The organism is Methylobacterium sp. 142-1Y (genome assembly GCF_057747795.1).
The window spans coordinates 4,705,049-4,725,199 of the sequence record NZ_CM173224.1; the positions used below are offsets into that span (position 1 = coordinate 4,705,049).

20 protein-coding genes and 1 pseudogene are annotated in these 20,151 nt (G+C 70.6%); 14 read left to right on the forward strand and 7 right to left on the reverse strand.

Annotated elements, in window-relative coordinates; all coding sequences use genetic code 11:
* Window positions 1–294 precede the first annotated feature (294 nt).
* The 5 genes and pseudogenes from AC3AOF_RS21545 (at window position 295) to AC3AOF_RS21565 (ending at window position 5,422) form a co-directional block, all read left to right on the forward strand.
* Window positions 295–2,337: an NAD(+) synthase gene (locus tag AC3AOF_RS21545; RefSeq protein WP_236988949.1), complete on the forward strand. Its 2,043-nt coding sequence runs from the start codon at window positions 295–297 to the stop codon at window positions 2,335–2,337.
* A 158-nt stretch (window positions 2,338–2,495) separates the two neighbouring features.
* Window positions 2,496–3,064, forward strand: a pseudogene (locus AC3AOF_RS21550) (cysteine hydrolase family protein).
* Between the two features lie 225 nt (window positions 3,065–3,289).
* Window positions 3,290–3,517: a hypothetical protein gene (locus AC3AOF_RS21555; protein WP_236988948.1), complete on the forward strand. Its 228-nt coding sequence runs from the start codon at window positions 3,290–3,292 to the stop codon at window positions 3,515–3,517.
* Window positions 3,518–3,634: 117 nt separating this feature from the next.
* Complete coding sequence (locus AC3AOF_RS21560; RefSeq protein WP_236992702.1) at window positions 3,635–4,024, forward strand: PilZ domain-containing protein; 390 nt, start codon at window positions 3,635–3,637, stop codon at window positions 4,022–4,024.
* Window positions 4,025–4,360: 336 nt separating this feature from the next.
* Window positions 4,361–5,422, forward strand: a complete 1,062-nt coding sequence (locus AC3AOF_RS21565) for an MBL fold metallo-hydrolase (protein WP_236988947.1) — start codon at window positions 4,361–4,363, stop codon at window positions 5,420–5,422.
* Window positions 5,423–5,440: 18 nt separating this feature from the next.
* On the opposite strand, the gene hslU is transcribed toward AC3AOF_RS21565, so the two are convergent.
* A complete protein-coding gene (gene hslU / locus AC3AOF_RS21570) occupies window positions 5,441–6,754 on the reverse strand; it encodes an ATP-dependent protease ATPase subunit HslU (RefSeq protein WP_236988946.1) in 1,314 nt (437 codons plus the stop codon).
* Window positions 6,755–6,817: 63 nt separating this feature from the next.
* Complete coding sequence (gene hslV, locus AC3AOF_RS21575; RefSeq protein ID WP_048431164.1) at window positions 6,818–7,348, reverse strand: ATP-dependent protease subunit HslV; 531 nt, start codon at window positions 7,346–7,348, stop codon at window positions 6,818–6,820.
* A gap of 211 nt (window positions 7,349–7,559) precedes the next feature.
* Here hslV and AC3AOF_RS21580 point away from each other — a divergent pair, with 211 nt between their 5' ends.
* Genes AC3AOF_RS21580 through AC3AOF_RS21590 form a run of 3 tightly spaced genes read left to right on the forward strand, consistent with a single transcriptional unit; the run spans window position 7,560 to window position 8,440 of the window.
* Entirely contained in the window at window positions 7,560–7,793 is a 234-nt protein-coding gene (locus AC3AOF_RS21580; protein WP_488346447.1) for a hypothetical protein, read from the forward strand.
* Between the two features lie 6 nt (window positions 7,794–7,799).
* Window positions 7,800–7,940 carry a hypothetical protein gene (locus AC3AOF_RS21585; protein ID WP_488346448.1) on the forward strand — a complete coding sequence of 47 codons (141 nt, stop codon included), beginning with the start codon at window positions 7,800–7,802 and terminating at the stop codon, window positions 7,938–7,940.
* A gap of 2 nt (window positions 7,941–7,942) precedes the next feature.
* The gene (locus tag AC3AOF_RS21590) at window positions 7,943–8,440 is read left to right on the forward strand and encodes a P-loop nucleotide/nucleoside kinase family protein (protein WP_488346449.1); all 498 of its coding nucleotides are present in this window, start codon (window positions 7,943–7,945) and stop codon (window positions 8,438–8,440) included.
* A 66-nt stretch (window positions 8,441–8,506) separates the two neighbouring features.
* On the opposite strand, the gene AC3AOF_RS21595 is transcribed toward AC3AOF_RS21590, so the two are convergent.
* The 5 genes from AC3AOF_RS21595 to AC3AOF_RS21615 all read right to left on the reverse strand — a co-directional run bounded on the left by AC3AOF_RS21595 (window position 8,507) and on the right by AC3AOF_RS21615 (window position 13,551).
* Window positions 8,507–8,803 (reverse strand): type II toxin-antitoxin system RelE/ParE family toxin, encoded by a 297-nt coding sequence (locus tag AC3AOF_RS21595; protein WP_488346450.1) that lies wholly within the window; start codon window positions 8,801–8,803, stop codon window positions 8,507–8,509.
* Window positions 8,800–9,096, reverse strand: a complete 297-nt coding sequence (locus tag AC3AOF_RS21600) for a ribbon-helix-helix domain-containing protein (RefSeq protein ID WP_488346451.1) — start codon at window positions 9,094–9,096, stop codon at window positions 8,800–8,802. Before AC3AOF_RS21600 ends, AC3AOF_RS21595 begins: the two co-directional genes overlap by 4 nt.
* 119 nt (window positions 9,097–9,215) lie before the next feature.
* On the reverse strand, window positions 9,216–10,319 hold the full coding sequence (locus AC3AOF_RS21605; RefSeq protein WP_488346452.1) for an ATP-dependent DNA helicase: 1,104 nt from the start codon (window positions 10,317–10,319) through the stop codon (window positions 9,216–9,218).
* Entirely contained in the window at window positions 10,316–12,106 is a 1,791-nt protein-coding gene (locus tag AC3AOF_RS21610; RefSeq protein WP_488346453.1) for a cation:proton antiporter domain-containing protein, read from the reverse strand. Before AC3AOF_RS21610 ends, AC3AOF_RS21605 begins: the two co-directional genes overlap by 4 nt.
* A 140-nt stretch (window positions 12,107–12,246) precedes the next feature.
* On the reverse strand, window positions 12,247–13,551 hold the full coding sequence (locus AC3AOF_RS21615; RefSeq protein ID WP_236988939.1) for a cystathionine gamma-synthase family protein: 1,305 nt from the start codon (window positions 13,549–13,551) through the stop codon (window positions 12,247–12,249).
* A 239-nt stretch (window positions 13,552–13,790) separates the two neighbouring features.
* Between AC3AOF_RS21615 and AC3AOF_RS21620 the strand changes: the two genes are divergently transcribed.
* The 6 genes from AC3AOF_RS21620 (at window position 13,791) to AC3AOF_RS21645 (ending at window position 20,150) form a co-directional block, all read left to right on the forward strand.
* Window positions 13,791–15,020, forward strand: coding sequence for an ATPase (locus AC3AOF_RS21620; protein ID WP_236988938.1), 1,230 nt, complete (start codon window positions 13,791–13,793; stop codon window positions 15,018–15,020).
* Entirely contained in the window at window positions 15,017–15,670 is a 654-nt protein-coding gene (locus tag AC3AOF_RS21625; protein WP_236988937.1) for a hypothetical protein, read from the forward strand. The genes AC3AOF_RS21620 and AC3AOF_RS21625 overlap by 4 nt, the downstream gene beginning before the upstream one ends.
* 77 nt (window positions 15,671–15,747) lie before the next feature.
* Complete coding sequence (locus AC3AOF_RS21630) at window positions 15,748–16,593, forward strand: AAA family ATPase (RefSeq protein WP_236988936.1); 846 nt, start codon at window positions 15,748–15,750, stop codon at window positions 16,591–16,593.
* A gap of 4 nt (window positions 16,594–16,597) precedes the next feature.
* Window positions 16,598–17,116 carry a SixA phosphatase family protein gene (locus AC3AOF_RS21635; protein ID WP_236988935.1) on the forward strand — a complete coding sequence of 173 codons (519 nt, stop codon included), beginning with the start codon at window positions 16,598–16,600 and terminating at the stop codon, window positions 17,114–17,116.
* Between the two features lie 340 nt (window positions 17,117–17,456).
* A complete protein-coding gene (locus AC3AOF_RS21640) occupies window positions 17,457–18,620 on the forward strand; it encodes a hypothetical protein (protein ID WP_236988934.1) in 1,164 nt (387 codons plus the stop codon).
* 63 nt (window positions 18,621–18,683) lie between these two features.
* Window positions 18,684–20,150, forward strand: a complete 1,467-nt coding sequence (locus AC3AOF_RS21645; RefSeq protein WP_236988933.1) for a YcjX family GTP-binding protein — start codon at window positions 18,684–18,686, stop codon at window positions 20,148–20,150.
* Window position 20,151: the final 1 nt, after the last annotated feature.

Below are 20,151 nucleotides of genomic sequence, written 5' to 3' on the forward strand. Positions count from 1 at the left end.
CCCGCAGGCTCATCACCGTCTGGGCGAGGACGCCGAGGGGGCGCTCCCGGCGCTCCGGCGTGCGGAGATGGTCGCGCACCCGCTGGGGCGCACGCGGCGAGGAGTCGGAGAAGGGTGGCCGTCCCGATTGTCTCATGATGCCGAATGACTGTGTGGGCGGCCCGCGGCCGCGTACGTCGCACCAGTTAGGCATGTCATCGTTAACGCCCGATTAGGCACGGGCACCGGTACCGGGCGGCGCGCGGGCGCGTTAAGGAGCAGGGGCAATTCCGGCGAGAAGGGGCTGCCCGCGCGATGTTTCGATCCCTCTACCGGCACGGTTTCGCCCGGGTCGCGGCCTGCGTCGGCCGCAGCCACATCGCCGATCCGGAGGCCAACGCGGCCGAGATCCGGCGCTTGGCCGAACGGTGCGACGCGGACGGCGTCGCGGTGGCGGTGTTTCCGGAACTCTGCCTGTCGGCCTACGCCCTCGAGGACCTGCTGTTGCAGGAGACGCTGCTCGAGCGGGTCGAGGCGGCGCTCCTCTCCCTCGTCGAGGCCAGCCGCGCGCTGATGCCGGTCCTCGTGATCGGCGCGCCGCTTCGCCATCGCAACCGGATCTACAACACCGCCGCGATCGTCCATCGCGGCCGGCTGCTCGGGGTGGTGCCGAAGAGCTACCTGCCGAACTACCGCGAGTTCTACGAGAAGCGCCACTTCGCCTCCGGCGCCGGGGTGACGGGCGAGACGATCCGCCTCGGCGAGACGGAAGCCCCGTTCGGCACCGACCTGCTGTTCCCGGCCGAGGACCTGCCGGGCCTCGTCCTCGGGGTCGAGATCTGCGAGGACATGTGGATCCCGGTGCCGCCCTCTTCGCTCGCGGCACTCGCCGGCGCGACGGTGCTCGCCAACCTCTCGGGCAGCCCGATCACCATCGGGCGGGCCGAGAGCCGCACGCTCCTGTGCCGGTCGGCCTCGGCGCGCTGCCTTGCGGCCTACATCTACGCCGCGGCGGGCCCGGGCGAATCGACCACCGATCTCTCCTGGGACGGCCAGACCGCGATCTACGAGGACGGCGAGGTGCTGGCCGAGGGCGCGCGCTTCCCCGCCGAACCGCAGGTGACGCTCGCCGATATCGACCTCGACCGGCTGCGCCAGGAGCGGGCCCAGATGGGCAGCTTCGAGGACAATGCCAGGGAGGCGCTGCGGACCGCGCCGGCCTATCGCAGGGTGCCGTTCCGGGTGGCACCGCCCGAGGCGGATCTCGGCTTCCACCGCACGGTCGAGCGCTTCCCGTTCGTGCCGGCCGATCCCGCCCGCCTCGCGCAGGATTGCTACGAGGGCTACAACATCCAGGTCGCCGGCCTCGCCCAGCGCCTCCAGGCGATCGGCACGAAGCGGGTGGTGATCGGGATCTCGGGCGGGCTCGACTCGACCCACGCGCTGATCGTGGCGGCCCGTGCCTTCGACCAGCTCGGCCTGCCGCGCTCGGACATCCTTACCTACACGATGCCGGGCTTCGCCACCTCGGACGAGACCAAGGCCAACGCCCACCGGCTGATGGCCTCGCTGGGCACCCGGGCGGCCGAACTCGACATCAGGCCGGCCGCCCGGCAGATGCTCGCCGATATGGGCCACCCGTTCGGGCGCGGCGAGGAGGTCTACGACGTGACCTTCGAGAACGTGCAGGCGGGCTTGCGCACCGATTACTTGTTCCGGCTCGCCAACCAGCACGACGCGATCGTGATCGGCACCGGCGACCTCTCGGAACTGGCGCTCGGCTGGTGCACCTACGGCGTCGGGGACCAGATGTCCCATTACGCGGTCAATGCCGGGGTGCCCAAGACCCTGATCCAGCACCTGATCCGCTGGGTGATCGCCTCGGGGCAGTTCTCCGACGAGGTCGGCCGTACCCTGGAGGCGATCCTGGAGACCGAGATCTCGCCCGAGCTGGTGCCGGCACGGGAGGGCGAGACGATCCAGAGCACCGAATCGAAGATCGGCCCCTACGCGCTCCAGGACTTCAACCTGTTCTACACGCTGCGCTATGGCTATCGGCCCTCGAAGATCGCCTTCCTGTCGCTGATGGCCTGGGAGGATGCCGGGCGCGGGCCCTGGCCGCCCGGATTCCCGGAGGCGAAGCGGGGAGCTTACGCCCTGCCGGAGATCCGGGCCTGGCTGACGGTGTTCCTGCGCCGCTTCTTCGGCTTCAGCCAGTTCAAGCGCTCGGCCCTGCCGAACGGGCCGAAGGTGGCGGCGGGCGGCGCCCTCTCGCCCCGGGGCGACTGGCGCGCACCCTCGGACGGCAATGCCCGGATCTGGCTCGACGAACTGGAGCGCAACGTCCCGAAGGGGTGAGCCAAGAAACCCCAATGAGGTGTAAGCGTCGGTCGGGCCCCGGGGCCACGAAGAGCCCCGCACCGGGAGCCCGACCCCGCATGGCTGCCACACCCACCGAGATCGACGCCCTGCCGAACGGTCCGCCCGACGGGCGCGCGGTGCATGTCTGCGTCGACATGCAGAACCTCTTCGCGCAGGCGACCGCCTGGCACATGCCCTGGATGGATCGGGTGCTGCCGCGGGTCCTGCACCTCGCGAGCGCCGTGCCGGAGCGCACGCTGTTCACCCGCTTCGTCCCGGCGCGCCATCCGGGCGAGGGGCGGGACTGCTGGAAGCGCGACTGGGAGCGCTGGGCCGAGATGACGGTGGAGCGGCTCGGGGAGGAGATGGTCGGGCTGGTGCCGGACCTCGCCGCGATGACGCCCCCGGCCGAGGTCGTCGACAGAGACCGTCTACTCGCCCTGGATGGAGCCGGGCCTCGAGGCCTGCCTGCGGGGGCGACGGGCCGAGACCCTGGTGATCACCGGCGGCGAGACCGATGTCTGCGTGCTCGCCACCGTGCTCGGCGCGGTCGATCGCGGCGACTGCATCGTGCTCGCCACCGATGCTGTCTGCTCCTCCTCCGACGAGACCCACGACGCGATTGATGACGCTCTACCGGCAACGCTTCGGCCAGCAGCTCGAAGTGGCGACGATCGACCAGATCCGGCACAATTGGAATCGATCGCAGTTGCCGGCAGGATGATGCAGCGCAGCATCCGGTGTCCCGCGCGTGTCGGCATTCATTCTCATGTCTTTCCGTGGTTCCCCGTGCGCACGATCTCGTGATCATATCGCTTTCCGGCGGTCAGGACCTAGCGTCATGGCCGAGATTGCGGTGGCACCCGGCGCCACGGGCTGACATAGTCTCGGCCCAATCAGCCGTTAGCGAATGGACGCCATGGCAGCACCTGTGAGCGGAGGCGATCCGATGCGAAGCTACAACCTGTTCTGCCTGAAAGGTCTCGACGGCCTCGTTTGCGCGGTGCCGGAGGATTACGCCGTGCCGGCCTTCGTCACCGAGGCGCGCTGGGCCTTCGGCGGCAAGCTCGACGGCAGCACGCCGGAGCCCACCGGCTTCGACGGCACGGCGGCCGCGACCGCGGTGCGCTTCAACGGCTTCTACCTCTTCCAGAGCATGGCCTCGGCCCAGGGTTGAAGCATCATGTTCCGCGCGACTCGGCGATCACGGCGAACCTTCCTTAAAGGTCTGTGAGGCAGTCTCGCGGGCATCCGAAACCCGCGAGGCCGAACGGGGCTGGCCGCCATGTCCGACATGTCCGAGCTGCGCAGGGAAACCCGCCTGCGGACGTTCCTGAAGGGACGCATCGTCTTCAACAACGGCAATTCCAGCATGGATTGCCTGGTCCGCGACATCTCGGCCTCGGGCGCCCGGCTGATGCTCAGCGAGACCGCGACCCTGCCGAATGGTTTCGACCTCATCATCCCGGCCAAGGACCGCACCCACAAGGCGACCCTGCGCTGGCGCAAGGCCGACAGCATCGGGGTGACCTTCGCGGAAGAACCGGCCCGGCCGACGCCTGCCGGGGCCGAGGTCACCCCGGCGGCGCTGCTCGCCCGCATCCACGAACTGGAGGCCGAGAACGCCACCCTGCGCCGCCTGCTGAAGGAGGCGGAGGTGATGGCGCTGGAGCGCAGCCTCTGACGTACTGCCGCTGTCCCGAACATGACGAAGGGCCGCCCCGTTGCCAGGGCAGCCCTTCCATTGCCGAACCGCGGTCCGACGTGTCGATCTGTCAGGATCTCACCGATCCTGGAGTGTTCGTCGTACGCTCAGGCCGTGAAGCCGGAGGCGACGATCCAGGTCCGGCGCGCAGACGACCGCGGCTGATGACAATGAGACACTGGATCACCTCCTTCCTGTTGTTGCCGATGATCCGAACATAACCATCGCTGAGGATTGTGCAATGCGATCAGGGCGCGGCGAAGGGTCCGCGCCTCCCCACCTTGACTTCGGCCATCATTCGCTCATCTCCCCGGCATGAAGAATCGTGGCTTCCTCAAGCTCGCCAGCGCCATGACCGTGATGACGCTCGGCGGCGTCGGCTACGCGGCGCACAAGCGCAGCCGCAACCCGTATTACCGGGGCCCGGTCAGCGACCATTTCGACGGCGTGCGGTTCTTCTCGCCGGGGCAGCCGCAGGACAAGGGCTTCGGCGAGGTGGCGCGCTGGCAGCTCGGCGGCGGCCGGGAGGCCTGGCCGGCGAGCGTGCCGAGCCCGTTCCCGCAGGACGCGCCGCCTGAGCGGGTCGATGGATTGCGGGTCGTCCATATCGGCCATGCCAGCCTGCTGATCCAGGTCGCGGGCCGCAACATCCTGGTCGATCCGGTCTACGCCAAGCGCGCGAGCCCGGTCGGCTTCACCGGGCCGAAGCGCGCCAACCCGCCGGGCATCGCCTTCACCGCGCTGCCGCCGATCGACGCGGTGCTGATCACCCACAACCACTACGACCATCTCGACGGGCCGATCCTCGCCCGGCTCTGGGCCGAGCACGCCCCGACCTTCGTGGCGCCGCTCGGCAACGACGCGATCCTCCGCACCTACGACGCGACGATTCCCGTCGAGACCCGGGACTGGGGCGGCTCGGTCGATCTCGGCGGGGGACTCGTGGTTCACCTGGTGCCGGCCACACATTGGTCGGCCCGGGGCGTGAACGACCGGCGCATGGCGCTCTGGTGCGCCTTCGTGCTCACCACCCCGCAGGGGGTGCTCTACCATGTCGGCGATACCGGCTACGGCGACGGGGCGATCTTCCGGGACGTGCGCGCGCGCTTCGGCGCGCCGCGGCTCGCCACCCTGCCGATCGGCGCCTACGAGCCGCGCTGGTTCATGCAGCCGCAACACATGAACCCGGAGGAGGCGGTGCGGGTCTTCCAGGAGGTCGGGGCCGAGCAGGCGCTGGGCCACCATTGGGGCACGTTCCGGCTCACCAACGAGGGCCCGGGCGAACCGGCGGAGGCTTTGGGGCGGGCGCTGGCGGCGGCCGAGGTGCCGACGGAGCGGTTCTTGCCACTCAGGCCGGGGCAGGTCTGGGGCGGATAGGATCCGCCCCGGCAGGCTTCAGAGGATGAACCGGCTCAGATCGGCATTCTGCGCCAGGCTCTCGACCCGGTCGCGGACGTAACCCGCATCGATCGTCACCGTCTCGCCGGAGCGGTCGGGGGCCGTGAACGACACGTCGTCGAGCACCCGCTCCAGCACGGTCTGGAGCCGGCGCGCCCCGATATTCTCGACCGAGGAATTCACGTCGACGGCGACCTTGGCGAGCGCGTCGATGGCGTCGTCGGTGAAGTCGATCGTCACGCCCTCCGTCGCCATGAGCGCCACCGCCTGCTTGGTCAGGCTCGCCTCGGTCTCGGTCAGGATGCGGCGGAAATCGTCGACGGTGAGCGGGCTCAGCTCGACGCGGATCGGCAGGCGGCCCTGCAACTCCGGCAGCAGGTCGGAGGGTTTCGAGACGTGGAAGGCGCCGCTGGCGATGAACAGGATGTGGTCGGTCTTCACCGGCCCGTGCTTCGTCGCCACCGTGGTGCCCTCGATGAGCGGCAGGAGGTCGCGCTGCACGCCCTCGCGCGACACGTCGGCACCGGAGCGGCCCTCCCGGGCGCAGATCTTGTCGATCTCGTCGAGGAAGACGATGCCGTTGTCCTGCACGTCGCGAAGCGCCTCCTGCACCACGCTGTCCTGGTCGAGGAGCTTGTCGGATTCCTCGCTGATCAGCGGTGCGTAGGCGTCGCGCACGGTCATCCGCCGCGGCTTGCCTTTCTGGTTGCCGAGCGCCTTGCCGAGCATGTCGCCGAGATTGATCGCCCCCATGGCCGCACCCGGCATGCCCGGGATCTCGAACATCGGCATGCCCTGGGGAGCGCCGGCTGCCAGCTCCAGCTCGACCTCCTTGTCGTCGAGCTCGCCGGCCCTCAGGCGCTTGCGGAAGGCGTCGCGTGTCGCCTGGCTGGCGGTCGGGCCGACCAGCGCGTCGAGCACGCGGTTCTCGGCCGCGGCCTCCGCCTTGGCCTGGACGCCCCGGCGCTTCTCGTCGCGCTTGAGGCCGATGCCGATCTCGACGAGGTCGCGCACGATCTGCTCGACGTCGCGGCCGACATAGCCCACTTCGGTGAACTTCGTCGCCTCGACCTTCAGGAACGGCGCCCCGGCGAGCCGCGCCAGGCGGCGCGAGATCTCGGTCTTGCCGCAGCCGGTCGGGCCGATCATCAGGATGTTCTTCGGCGCCACCTCCTCGCGGAGCGGGCCCTGGAGCTGCTGGCGGCGCCAGCGGTTGCGCAGCGCGATCGCGACCGCGCGTTTCGCGTCGCCCTGGCCGACGATGTAGCGGTCGAGCTCGGAGACGATTTCGCGGGGGGAGAAGGTGGTCATGGGGTACTTCGCGGGGTTCTTCGCGGGAACTCGCAGGCGGGTGAGAGAGGAAGCGGGCCGCGCTCAGGCGGCGTCCAGGCTCTCGATCACCAGGCTGCCATTCGTATAGACGCAGATCTCGGCGGCGATCCGCATGGCGCGGCGCACGATCGCCTCGGCGTCGAGGTCCTGCTCCTCCAGCGCCCGGGCGGCGGCGAGCGCGTAGTTGCCGCCAGACCCGATCGCCATCACGCCGCCCTCGGGCTCCAGCACGTCGCCAGCACCGGAGAGCAGCAGGCTCACATCCTTGTCGGCGACCAGCATCATCGCCTCGAGGCGGCGCAGGTAGCGGTCGGTGCGCCAGTCCTTGGTGAGTTCCACGCAGGCCCGGGTGAGCTGGCCCGGATACTGCTCGAGCTTCGCCTCCAGCCGTTCGAAGAGCGTGAAGGCATCGGCGGTGGCGCCGGCAAAGCCCCCGATCACCGAGCCCTTGGCGAGGCGGCGCACCTTGCGGGCATTGCCCTTGACGATGGTCTGGCCGAGGCTGACCTGCCCGTCACCCCCGATCACCACCCGGCCGCCCTTGCGCACCATCAGGATCGTCGTCGCATGCATGCGGGGGGCGCCCCCCGCGTCGTCGTTGGCCAAGGATGTCTCTCCGGGGCAGGCTGTCGTCGTCGTGCTGCGGCGTAGGTGGGGGCTCGGGGGGCGTTCGTCCAGCGGGGTGGGATGCGGAGCGGAAATTCGGGCGCGGGAGCATCCATGACGCGGGGGCATGCGGGAGAATGAAGCGAACCGATACCCGATCGCTCCCGCCGGACATCCGATGCCTCACGGCGACCCGAAGCACCGCGCGAAACGGTTCAAAGGAGGATTCAAGCTGCTCGCCTCCCTGTTCAACTCATCAGCCATCGCCGTCTTCGGCGCGGCTTTCGTGATTCCGATCACGCAGGGCCGGTACGATGTCTTCGCCGATAGCGGGGGACTTCTCCTCGGCGCGGGCGTATGCCTCCATCTCGCCGGTCAGGCGGCTTTTCGACTCCTCGGGGCAGAGGACTGACAAAAGATGACCACCGCTTACGCATGGCAGATCCTCGGCGTGAGCGCCGCGCTGATCGCCAGCGGTCTGCTCGCCCTCAAGGTCGCGTCGGATCGCTACGACCGCAAGACGCGGGAGATCGAGCAGCGGCAGGCCGCCGGGAAATGAGCATGCTGATCGTGTTCGCCGGCTTGCCCGGGACCGGGAAGACCACCATTTCCCGCGCCGTCGCCAAAGTCCTCGCGGCGACCCATCTGCGCGTCGACGTCATCGAGCAGGCGATCCGGGATGCGGGCGTCCTGGCGGGCCCTGTCGGCGCGTCCGGCTACGCGGTGGCGCAGGCGCTCGCGGGCGCGAATCTCGGCGATGGTCGGGTGGTCGTGGCCGATTGCGTCAATCCGGTCACGGCCAGCCGCGGGGGCTGGCGGGCGGTGGCCGCCCGGGCCGCCGTGCGGTTGATCGAGGTCGAGGTCGTGTGCTCGGATGCGGAGGAGCATCGCCGCCGGGTCGAGGGGCGGCTCTCCGACATTCCCGGCCTCGTCCTGCCCTCGTGGGAGGCAATCCAGCGCCTCGACTACGAGCCGTGGGACCGGTCGCGTCTGGTCATCGACAGCGCAGCCTTATCACCTTCGGAGGCCGTCTCCGCCGTGCTGGGGATCGAGGCGTAGAATCGGCAGGGTCGATCGTTGGACCGGCGCATATCCAGGCACTGCGATTGATCAGCGAGGCGTCGATCATCCTTCAAACATCGACCGATCGAGCTTGCGCCGGCCGTGGAGCACGCGGACGATTTCGATAGCCTCCGCCTCGACACGATAGAGGATCAGATACTGTCCGACCACAAGATGCCGGAGGCCGGGAGCGATCTCCTCGCGCGATACACCCGAATAAGGATGTATCGTGAGTTGATGCTGACGTTGCTCGATCGCGTCGAGCAATCGGTCGGCAGCGCTCGGATCGTCTCCCGCGACGGTCGACCAGATGTCGATCAGATCCTCGGCGGCCCGGCGGGTGCGCCGGACCGTCCTCACCGATCGACCTTCGCAGCCGCCGCCTCCCAGCGCCGTCGTGCCTCGGCCTTGATCTCGGCCATGGTGTCCCACGGACTCGGTCCGCTCTCCAGACCTTCGCGGACCAGTTCGCGCAACTCCTCGGTCGAGTAGCCTTGCGTGTCGTCGCTGCAATCTCGATGCTGCTTCCACAAGCGCACCGCATCCCCGATCGCCTCGCTCGTCGAGGTGTACTCGCCCGCCTCGACGGCCTGGTGCACGGACTCGGCGATCTCGGACGGAAGATCGACGGTGATGGTCTCGATAGCAGCCACCAGAAACCTCGCTGGGAGAGACAGCGCGTCCGCAACGGAACCCGCACGATACGTCACATCACGATTATTATAAGCACCGTTCAGCGGTCCCAGCGAGAGGACGGAACGACGCCAGCTCGCTACACCACCACGGTGATCGCCTCCGCCGCCCGGGTCAGCGCCGTGTAGAGCCAGCGCGCCCGGTGCTCGCGAAACGCGTAGGATTCGTCGAACAGCACCACCTTGTCCCACTGCGATCCCTGCGCCTTGTGGACGGTCAAGGCGTAGCCGTAGGTGAATTCCTCGGTCTCGCGCCGCAGGATCGCCGGCACCTCCTCCTCGCTGCCGGCGATGACCGAGCGCAGGACCCGGATGTCCTGGGGCTTGCGCCGGAGCGCCGGATCGTCCTCCGGCACCACGTCGAGCCGCACGAGGTCGGGGCGGGGGGCGGCGCGCAGGGCCTGGACGGTCCAGGTCGAGCCGTTGAGCAGGCCCTTGGTGCGGTCGTTGCGCAGGCAGACCAGCTTCTCGCCCACCGCCGGCATCGGGTCGACGTGGCCGATCAGCTCGCGGATGCGGCCATTGTAGAGCCGCCGGGTGCGGTTCATGCCGACCAGGACCTGATCGGCGGCGAGCACCGTCGCGGGGTCGATCTCGCGGCGCGGGATCACCCGGCTCTCGCCATAGGCGCCGAAATCGAGCCGTCCGCCCTCCCGCACCGTCATGGCGAGGCGCACGATCGGGTTGTCGGCGGCCTGGCGGTGGACCTCCGTGAGCATCACGTCGGGCTCGGCCTCGGTGAAGAAGCCGCCGCCCTTCACCGGCGGCAGCTGCGCCGGATCGCCCAGCACCAGCACCGGCGTGCCGAAGGAGAGAAGGTCGTTGCCGAGGTCGCCGTCGACCATCGAGCATTCGTCGATGACGACGAGAGCCGCCTTGCTCACCGGCCCGGTGCGGTTGAGGGTGAAGGCCGGCCCGCCCTCGGTATCCTCTCGGGTGCGGTAGATCAGGCTGTGGATGGTGGACGCATCCGGGCAGCCGCGGACGCGCATCACCGAGGCCGCCTTGCCGGTATAGGCGCAGAACAGCACCCCGCCCTCGACATCCTCGGCGAGGCGCTTGGCCAGTGTGGTCTTGCCGGTGCCGGCAAAGCCGAACAGGCGGAAGACCTGCGGGCTGCCGCGCTTCAGCCAGTCCGACACCGCCTTGAGCGCCGCTTCCTGCTGCGAACCGAGACCCGTCACGGCGCCTTCCCCACGGTGCGGCGGGCCTGGAAGGCAGGGGCCGGCGGCGCCTCCTTGCGGCGCAGGATCGCCCGGAACTCGTCGCGGCGCTCGTGAATCGAGGCGATGACGAGGCCCATCGGCACCCCGACATCGACCAGAACGGCCTCCGAGAGCTGGAGCGAAGCCTCGATCGTCTCCGGCACGGCATCGTCGACGCCCATCTCGTAGAGAGCCGTGGCGTGGCGGGCGTCGCGGGCTCGCGCCACGATGGTGAGGTCCGGCCGCTCGGCGCGGGCGGCGGCCACCACCGCCTCGACGGCGCGGGGCTGGTCGAGGGTCACCACGAGCGCGCGGGCGGTGTCGATGCCGCAGCGCCGCAGGAGGTCGGGATTGGCCGAATCGCCGAAATAGACCGGGTTGCCGAGGCGGCGCTGGTCGGAGACCCGGGCGGCATCCATGTCGAGGGCGATGTAGGGCACCTTGTGGCGGGCCAGCATCTCGGCGACGAGCCGGCCGACCCGGCCGTAGCCCGCCACGATCACCCGGCCGGGCTGGCGCTCCGCCGGGGGCGGCTCGGCCCGGGCCCGGCCGAGCGCGGTCCGGTCGATCCGCCTGCCGAGGCGGCGGGCCAAGGCCGCGAGGCCCGGAATCATCACCATCGTGGCGGTGGTGACGACGAGGGCCGCCTGGCCGAGATCCTCGGGCACCAGCCCGGCGGCGAGCGCGCTGCCGACGAGCACGAAGGCGAATTCGCCGCCCGGCCCGAGCAGGAGGGCGGATTCGAGCGCCACGGCGCGAGGCAGGCGCAACGCGGTCCCGATCGCGACGATCACTCCGCCTTTGAGGACGAGGAGCCCGAGGGCGAGGCCGAGGATGGTGAGCGGCGTCTTCATCAGCACCGCCGGGTCGATCCCCATGCCGACCGAGACGAAGAACACCCCGAGAAGCAGGCCCTTGAACGGGTCGATCGTCGCCTCGATCGCCCGGCGATACTCGGTCTCGGCGAGGAGCAAGCCCGCCACGAAGGCGCCGAGCGTCATCGACAGCCCGCTCGCCGCCGCCACGAGCGCGGTGGCCGCGATGACGAGGAGGCAGGCCGCCATGAACAATTCGGGGCTGCGGGTGCGGGCGACGAGCTGGAACAGCGGCCGCAACCCCAGGCGTCCGGCGACCACCAGCAGCCCGAGCGCTACCGCCGCCTGGCCGAGCGCGAGCGCGAGCCCCGTCACCGCGTCGCCGTCCTTGCGGCCGAGCACCGCGATGGCGAACAGGACGGGCGCGACGGCGAGATCCTGGAACAGCAGCACCGCGAAGCTCGCCCGGCCGGCGGGCGTATTGAGCCGCTTCTGCTCGGCGAGCACCGGCAGCACGATGGCGGTGGAGGAGAGCGCCAGCGCCAGCCCGACCAGGATCGCGGCGATCGGCGAGACCTCGAGCGCCATCAGCACCGCTCCGACGAGGAGGCTCGACACCACCACCTGCAGCGAACCAAGGCCGAAGACGAGGCGGCGCAGGATGCGCAGCCGCTCCCAGGACAGCTCGACCCCGATCATGAACATCAGGAACACCACGCCGAGCTCGGCGAGATGCGCGATCTCGGTGCGGTTCGAGATCGTCACGGCGCCGAGCCACGGCACCGTCTCGGTCAGCCGCCCGAGGCCCGACGGCCCGAGGAGCGCGCCCGCCCCGATGAAACCGAGGACCGGGCTGACGCGCAGGCGATGGAACAGCGGCACCACGATCCCGGCGGTGACCAGGAAGAGGATGACCTCCTTGTAGGAGCCGGAGACGGCATGCTCGGTCATCGGGAGCGGCGGGGCCTCGATCTTCGCGGATGAGGGAGCCCCGCCGCGAGAATCGGGCGGGGCTCGGGGCGGCCATCATGCGGAGGGGGCCCGCCGGGGCAAGCCGAAACGGGCCCGAAATGCCGCTTTGGGGCCGCTTTTCAGCCCAGGGTCGCGAGCGCCGCCTCCAGGTCCGCCGCCAGATCCTCCGGATGCTCGATACCGATCGAGACCCGGATCGTCGCGTCGGTGACCCCGAGCCGGTCGCGCACCTCCTTCGGTACCCCCGAATGGGTGGTCGACGCCGGGTGGCTGGCGAGCGATTCGGTGCCGCCTAAGCTCACCGCGAGCTTGAACAGCTGGAGCGCGTTGAGGACCCGGAACGCCTCCGGCTCACCGCCGGCCACGTCGAACGAGAAGGTCGAGCCCGGCGCCGCGCATTGCGCGGCATAGACCCGGGCCGCGCCGGAGCCGGGTTCGAGATGGCCGAGATGATGCAGCCGCGTCACCTTCGGGTGGTCGCGCAAGCGTTCGGCGATGATCTCGCCGTTGCGGTTGGCCTTCTCCATCCGGAGCGTCAGGGTCTCGAGCGAGCGCCCGAGCATCCAGCACGAATGCGGATCAAGCTGGGTGCCGATCGCCGAGCGCAGGAGCCGCACCGGCTTCATCCGGGCCGCCGCGCCGAGCGCCGCCCCGGCGATGAGGTCGGAATGGCCGCCGACATATTTCGTCAGCGAGTAGACCGAGATGTCGGCACCAAGGCGCAGCGGGTGCTGGAAGAGGGGGCCAAGCAGGGTGTTGTCGCAGACCACCACCGGCGCCGACCCACCCTGATTGGTGCCGATCCGGTCGGCGGCCCGGCGCACCAGTTCGAGATCGACCAGGGTGTTCAAGGGGTTCGACGGCGTCTCGACCATCACGACGCTGACGCGCCCACCGCTCTTGCGCGCCATCGCCTCCGCGGCCTCGGCCGCCGCCGTGATGCTGCCCTCGTCGGTGCCGTCCTGGAAACCGACCGCACCGATCTGGAAGCCGGAGAGCGTCTTGGCGATCAGCGTCTCGGTGCCGCCATAGAGCGGCTGGGAATGCAGCACCACGTCGCCGGGCCGGGCATGGGCCAGGATCACCGTGGCGATGGCCGACATGCCGGAGGAAAAGAGAAGCGCGGCCTCCGCCTCCTCGAACACCGCCAGGCGGTCCTCGACGATCTCGCTGTTGGGGTGGTTGAACCGCGAATAGACCAGGCCCGCCGCCTCGCCGGCCGGCGGTTCGCGCCTGCCCGAGACGTAATCGAAGAACGCCTTGCCGTGCTCGGCGGAGGTGAACACGAAGGTCGAAGTGAGGAAGACCGGCGGCTTCACCGCCCCCTCCGACAGGGCGGGATCGTAGCCGTAGCCGAGCATCAGGGTCTCAGGCGCCAGGCGGCGGTTGCCCAAACGGTCCTTGTGGTAGCGGTCGTCCGACATGCGGGGCCTCGCTCCGGTCTGGCGACGCCGTCGCGGCGTCGAATCGGCGCGACGACCGCGCCGCAAGCGAGTTCTAACGCCACTCACGGCGTTTTGCGGTGCGTAAACCGCATCTCGGACGCTGCGCCGCGGCAAGCTCCGCTCGCCCAGGGCGCATTTTCGGCGCAAAACCCGCATAGCGTGAAGGATTGAGATTCCGTGTACGCGGCCGCTCCCGGGCGGCCGGACGAGGAGCCGAGATGGGCCGACAGCCTCCCGATCGGGTGGTGGTGCGCGAGAAGCGCGCCTGGACCGACGAGACCGACGCCTGGAAGCAGGAGCGGGCGATCCGCAAGGGTTACCGCATCCGCTGGGGCTACGTGGCCATCGCCTACCTGGTCGAGGCGCTGGTGATCTGCACCTCGCTCGCGGGGGCATTCTTCTTCGCCGAGACCTATGCCAACCCCAACGACCAGAGCTTCTGGTTCATGCTGCTGGCGCCGATCGTCTACGCGGCGATCGAGCTGTGCCGGGTGCCGCTCGGCATCCTGATCCGGGTCCAGCGCGACTGGCTGATCAAGTCTCTCGCGATCGTCGGCATCGTGATGGCGGCGGGCGTGACCACCAAGTCGGTGTCGCAGCTCGGCGAGATGATGTTCCATCCCCGCCTCGCCGAGGCCTCGAAGGCCCGCACGATCCTGAAGGAAGCCGAGGCCGACCGCGGCACGATCGACAACCGCATCGCCCAGGCCGATGCGAGGGTGGCGCAGTACACGGCGGAAGCCGCTTCGCTCGAGAAGCGCGCCACCGAGGCCTCGGCCCAGCTCGCCGGCCTGCCGGGCCAGCGCTGCGAGCGCCTGTCGGGCACCAACAGCCGCGGCAAGCGCTACAATTACCTTCGCTGCGTCACCGATCCGCGCACCGCCACCATCGCGGGCAGCCTGAAGGGTGCCGCCGACGAGCGGGCGGTGGTGGCCAAGAACCTGGCCGAGGCCCGCGCCGCCCGGGCCCAGCTCGACCGCGCCGCCGCCGACCGCCGGGTGACGGAGGCCGAGGGCGCCTACCGCGACGCAGTGCGGCGCTCGCAGCTGCACTCCTTCACCGCGATGGTCTACGGCGCCGATCCGATCGACGTCACCGACCAGCAGGTCCACGCCTTCCTGCGCATCTTCGTCTTCGCGCCGGCGCTCTGCGCCGCCTTCGCCTCGACGCTCTTGGCGCTCTGCGCCGTGCAGGTGCGCAAGACCTATCGCGACGAGGACGACCTCGACGCGATGATGCACGCGGAGGGCGTGCCGCTGCTCCTCAACCAGATGGCCGAGAGCGCGACCCAGATCCAGGACGCGCAACGGGCGATGCGCGAGGCCGCGGTGGCCTCGGGCGCCGCGATCCCCCTCGACCAGCGCCGCTCGCCGACCGTGCCGCAGGCCGGCACGCCGCCGGCACCGCCGACCCGCGACGACGACCGCATCGAGAGGCCGAGACCGTGAGCTACCTCGCACCGGGCACGCCGGAGAACGTGGCGCTCGCCCAGCACGTCAACGGGCGCCTGCGGGCCGAGGCGCGGATCTCCAATGCCCGCGCCTTCCTGTTCCGGGCGATCGGGCTCGGGGCCTTCCTGGGGCTCGCCGGCGCCGGGCTGGGGGCCGCCTTCTACGGCTACGCGACGATGAACGAGGTCGGCAACGCCTCCGACACGCTCGCCAAGGCGCTGACCCAGGCCCTCGAGACCACGACGCTCAAGACGAGCGGCGAGGTCCGGCTGACCGACAACACCCTCAAGATCGAGGGCGGATTGCCGGCGGCGAAGGGGCGCCCGGACGTGGCCTCGCTCACCGGCAACCAGGGCAAGTCCGAGGCACCCGCCAATGCCGCGGTGCGCACGAGCTTCACGGTGTTCAAGACCGTGCCCTATCTCGACGGCACGATCGTCACCGGCTGGAACTTCAAGGGCGACGAGCAGAAGCCCGAGAAGCAATATTGCTACGTGACTCGGCCCCAGACCTTCGGCGACGGCGCCACCTCGAACCAGACCACCGTGGCGATCGACGGCGAGTTGCTGCCGCAACCGGCGCGCTCCGAGGTGAATTTCGCGGTGATCGCCCGCAGCTGCGTGTGGTTCGATCCGTCGAAGCTGTGAGACCGGCGGGGCTCGCCAGCGCGGCCTGCGCCGCATAGGTTCCGGTCAACAACCCCATAGGACGCGACGCGAGCCCGATGCGATTCACCGGAACCGAGAACTACGTCGCCACCGGCGACCTCACCGTCGCGGTCAACGCCGCCATCACCCTGGAGCGGCCGCTCCTCGTCAAGGGCGAGCCGGGCACCGGCAAGACCGTGCTGGCGGAGGAGATCGCCCGCGGGCTCGGGGCGCCCCTGCTCACCTGGCACATCAAGTCGACCACCAAGGCGCAGCAGGGCCTCTACGAGTACGACGCGGTCTCGCGCCTGCGCGACTCGCAGCTCGGCGACAAGCGGGTGTCGGACATCGCCAACTACATCCGCCGCGGCAAGCTGTGGGAGGCCTTCACCGCGCCCGAGCGGCCGGTGCTCCTGATCGACGAGATCGACAAGGCCGATATCGAGTTCCCGAACGACCTCCTGCTCGAACTCGACCGGATGGAGTTCCACGTCTACGAGACCGGCGAGACCGTGCGGGCGGCGCGCCGCCCGATCGTCATCATCACCTCGAACAACGAGAAGGAACTGCCGGACGCCTTCCTGCGCCGCTGCTTCTTCCACTACATCAAGTTCCCGGACGCCGACACGCTGAAGGCCATCGTCGACGTGCATTATCCGGGCATCAAGCAGCGCCTGGTCGAGGAGGCCCTGCGGGTGTTCTTCGAGGTGCGCGAGGCCCCGGGCCTGAAGAAGAAGCCCTCGACCTCGGAACTGCTCGACTGGCTGAAGTTGCTGATGGCCGAGGATATCGGCCCCGAGCAGTTGCGCGAGCGCGATCCCCGCAAGCTGATCCCACCGCTGCACGGGGCGCTCCTGAAGAACGAGCAGGATGTCGGGCTGTTCGAGAAGCTCGCTTTCCTGAGCCGCCGCGAGGGACGCTAGAGCCATGCGCCGCCTGATCCTCTTCCGCCACGCCAAGTCCGACTGGCCCGAGGGCATGGCCGATGCCGACCGGCCGCTCGCTCCCCGCGGCCGGGAGGCCGCGCCCAAGATGGCGGCCTACCTGGCGGCGGAGGGACTGATCCCGGACCGGGTGCTGGTCTCGCCGGCCCGGCGCACGAGAGAAACCTGGGACCTCGTCAGGCCGGCCCTCGGCGCGGTGCCGGACGAGACCGTGCCGCAGATCTACGAGGCGCCGGTGTCGCGCCTCCTCGACGTCGTGCATTCCATCCCGGACGAGGCCGCGACAGCCCTGATGATCGGCCACAATCCGGGCTTCCAGGACCTCGCCCGGCTGCTCTCCCGGCCGAGCGAGGCACGGCGGGCCCTGACCAAGAAGTACCCCACGGCAGCGGTCACGGTGATCGACCTGGCGGTGGACTCGTGGACCAAGGTCGAGGCCGGGGAGGGGGATGTCGAGCGGTTCGTGACGCCCAAAAGCCTCGGGCACGGCGAGGACGAGTAGGCGAAGGGGCGGTGCCGTCGTCGGTGTGATCGAAACGGGGCCGTTCGGGAAAGGCGCGGGTTTCCCCCTCTCCCCGCGGGCGGGGAGAGGGCCGTGTCACCGTGCAGGTGACGCGGCGAGCGCAGGCGAAGCCGGAGCGAGGGTGAGGGGGTCTCGACGGATGAGGCTCCTCCGGAAACGCCCCCTCACCCTCGCCCTTCGGGCTCCCTGAGCCCCTTCGGAGCTCAGGCCTCTCCCCCGCCCGCGGGGAGAGGAGGAAACCCGCACCACCCGCGTCGGAACGCATCGGCCGACCCATCGCTTGAGACAGGCTTCGCCTCAGCAACGCAAACCGGCCCCCGTGATCCTCACCACCTTCCTCGCCTTGACCCTCGCGGCCGGCCCCGCGACCGATGCGGGCGCCGCCCTGGTCCGGGACGGTGCCGCGCATCTGCGTGACGGGCTCGCCGCCGCCCTGGCGACGCCGGCACGCGAGATGCCGGTCTACCGGTCCGAGGCGCGGGCGGTGTCGAACTGGCGCAGCGAGACGAAGGATGGGCTCCTGCCGCTCTCCCTCGCCTGGACCGCCTGGGCAGCGCCGAACGACCCCGCCTTCGTCGCCCGCTGCGTCAAGCTCAACAATTACTGGTGCATCAAGCGGGCGCGCTGGGACGGCGAGATCGGCGGCGACCAGGAGGGCCATACCGGCTTTGCCACCGCCGGGCAGGGCGCCGATGCGGCGGTGTCGCTGCTGCGGCGCTATTACGGCGAATACGGGCGCCGCTCGGCCCTGGCGATCGTCCGCCGCTGGGCGCCGGCCGAGTGCGGCGCTCCCGTCGCCGCGCGGGCGCTCGCCCCGGCGGGCCGGGCCTCGCCCGCGCGGGCGGCCACGCCGGCGCTCGCAGCCCTGGCGCCTCAGGGCATCGGCCGCACCTTGAGGGCGCGTTTCCTCGCCAGCCACGGCCGCGGCGGTGCCCCGCGGCGGATCGCGCGGGCGCCGCGCCCCGTCGCCGGCAACGCCCTGCGGGTCCAGCCCTGGTCGGCGCTTGCCCGGATGCAGGGGCGGCCGCGCCAGCCGGTCCGCATCGTCAGGGCGGCGCCGCTCCCCACCATCGCCGCCGGCATCGGTGAGACGGCGCGCCCGAGTGCTGCGATCGAGCCGGGACGGGTCCTCGACGGTGGCCGCCTCGCGGCCGAAGCCGCCGCCCTGCCGACGCTCGCCGCGGCCCCGGTCTCTGCCCTGCCACCGGCCTTGCGCCCGCCGGCACCCTTTTGCGGCTCGGACGAGATCCGCATCCAGAACTACGCCGCCCGCATCGCCGGCAGCGTCGGCGTGAAGCCCGGGGACGATCTCGGCCTGTTCACCCCCGACGGCCACGCCACCGAACGGCTCGCCCCGGTGCTGCTGGCGATGTCCTCGGTCGAGCTCGGGGCGTTGCGGGCGAGCCCGGCCCTCGTCGCCGCGGCGATCGCCCGGGCCGAGGCCGAGCGCGCGGCGAGCCGGCAGGCGCAAGCCGCGCCCTAAACCCTTGCGGAAGCCCCGGCGCCGCGCCACCTCCCCGGACGACATGAAGCGAGAGCGTATCGCGTGCCGCCCCTGACCGACCTCGCCGCGCGTGCCGGCTCCCTCGCCAAGTCCGTCACCGAGGCCACGCGCTCGCTCGCCGAGGCCTCGAACGACCTCCTGGTCCAGCCGACCGTGCGGCTCGGCGTCACCGGGCTCGCCCGCTCGGGCAAGACGGTGTTCACCACCGCTCTGGTGCATCAGCTCACCGGCCTGCACCCGCTGCCGGCGCTCCGCGCCTCGCAGGAGGGCCGCCTGCGCCGGGCCCGCCTGGTGCCGCAGCCCGACGACGCGGTGACGCGCTTCCCCTACGAGGACCATTTCGCGGCGCTGACCGAGACGCGGCACTGGCCGCGCTCGACCGACCGGATCAGCCAGCTGCGCCTCGAGATCGATTACGAGCGCAAGAGCGGCTGGCGCACCGGACCGGCGAGCCTGATGGTCGACATCGTCGATTACCCGGGCGAGTGGCTGCTCGACCTCGCGTTGATCGAGCAGACCTACGAGGGCTGGTCGCGCGAGACGATCGCCGCCGCCGAGCGCCCCGGCCGGACCGCAATGGCGGCGCCCTGGCTCGCCTCCCTGCGGACTCTCGACCCGAACCAGCCCCTCGACGAGATCGTGGCCGAGCGGGCGAGCGAGGCGTTCACGCTCTACCTCGCCGCCGTGCGCGCCGGGCCCGAGGCGGTGGCGACGACGCCGCCGGGCCGCTTCCTGATGCCGGGCGACCTCGCCGGCTCACCGGCCCTGACCTTCGCGCCCCTGATCCTGAACGGCCCGGTCGCGCCCGATAGCTTGGGCGGCCTGATGCAGCGCCGCTTCGAGGCCTACAAGCACCGGGTGGTGACACCGTTCTTCCGCGATCATTTCCAGCGCATCGACCGCCAGATCGTGCTGGTCGACGTGCTGGCGGCGGTCGATGCCGGGGCGGCGGCGCTCGCCGAGCTGGAAGAGGCCCTGGACCGGGTTCTGATGAGCCTGCGGGTCGGGCGCAACACCCTGCTGTCGCGCTTCTTCGCGCCGCGGGCCGACAGGATCCTGTTCGCCGCCACCAAGGCCGACCACCTCCACCATACCAGTCACGACCGGCTCGACGCGCTGCTCCGCCTCCTCGTCGCCCGCTCGCTCAGGCGCACGGAGGCCGCGGGCGCCCATGTCAGCACCCAGGCGCTCGCCTCGGTGCGCTCGACCCGCGAGACGGTGGTGCATGACGGGCCGCACGCCTTCCGGGCGGTGGCCGGCACGCCGGAGGCGGGCGAGACCATCGACGGCGAGACCTTCGACGGCGAGACGGAGGCCGCGATCTTCCCCGGCGAGCTGCCCGAGCGGCCCGAGGCCGTGCTCGAAGGCGCGGTGACGCCGGGCTCGCTGCGCTTCCCGCGTTTCCGGCCGCCGCAGGTCTCCCGCGATGCGCTCGGCCGCCCGGGCCGCCTGCCGCAGATCCGCCTCGACCGCGCCCTGAACTTCCTGATCGGCGACCGCCTCGCCTGAG

What these genes read in the sequence shown, in the direction of transcription:
- AC3AOF_RS21620 (WP_236988938.1), top strand. Translation starts at nt 13,791, where the DNA reads ATGGGCCGACAGCCTCCCGATCGGGTGGTGGTGCGCGAGAAGCGCGCC.
- hslV (WP_048431164.1), bottom strand. Translation starts at nt 7,348, where the DNA reads ATGCATGCGACGACGATCCTGATGGTGCGCAAGGGCGGCCGGGTGGTG.
- AC3AOF_RS21565 (WP_236988947.1), top strand. Translation starts at nt 4,361, where the DNA reads ATGAAGAATCGTGGCTTCCTCAAGCTCGCCAGCGCCATGACCGTGATG.
- AC3AOF_RS21630 (WP_236988936.1), top strand. Translation starts at nt 15,748, where the DNA reads ATGCGATTCACCGGAACCGAGAACTACGTCGCCACCGGCGACCTCACC.
- AC3AOF_RS21555 (WP_236988948.1), top strand. Translation starts at nt 3,290, where the DNA reads ATGCGAAGCTACAACCTGTTCTGCCTGAAAGGTCTCGACGGCCTCGTT.
- AC3AOF_RS21580 (WP_488346447.1), top strand. Translation starts at nt 7,560, where the DNA reads ATGCCTCACGGCGACCCGAAGCACCGCGCGAAACGGTTCAAAGGAGGA.
- AC3AOF_RS21545 (WP_236988949.1), top strand. Translation starts at nt 295, where the DNA reads ATGTTTCGATCCCTCTACCGGCACGGTTTCGCCCGGGTCGCGGCCTGC.
- AC3AOF_RS21585 (WP_488346448.1), top strand. Translation starts at nt 7,800, where the DNA reads ATGACCACCGCTTACGCATGGCAGATCCTCGGCGTGAGCGCCGCGCTG.
- hslU (WP_236988946.1), bottom strand. Translation starts at nt 6,754, where the DNA reads ATGACCACCTTCTCCCCCCGCGAAATCGTCTCCGAGCTCGACCGCTAC.
- AC3AOF_RS21610 (WP_488346453.1), bottom strand. Translation starts at nt 12,106, where the DNA reads ATGACCGAGCATGCCGTCTCCGGCTCCTACAAGGAGGTCATCCTCTTC.
- AC3AOF_RS21635 (WP_236988935.1), top strand. Translation starts at nt 16,598, where the DNA reads ATGCGCCGCCTGATCCTCTTCCGCCACGCCAAGTCCGACTGGCCCGAG.
- AC3AOF_RS21615 (WP_236988939.1), bottom strand. Translation starts at nt 13,551, where the DNA reads ATGTCGGACGACCGCTACCACAAGGACCGTTTGGGCAACCGCCGCCTG.
- AC3AOF_RS21590 (WP_488346449.1), top strand. Translation starts at nt 7,943, where the DNA reads ATGCTGATCGTGTTCGCCGGCTTGCCCGGGACCGGGAAGACCACCATT.
- AC3AOF_RS21560 (WP_236992702.1), top strand. Translation starts at nt 3,635, where the DNA reads ATGTCCGAGCTGCGCAGGGAAACCCGCCTGCGGACGTTCCTGAAGGGA.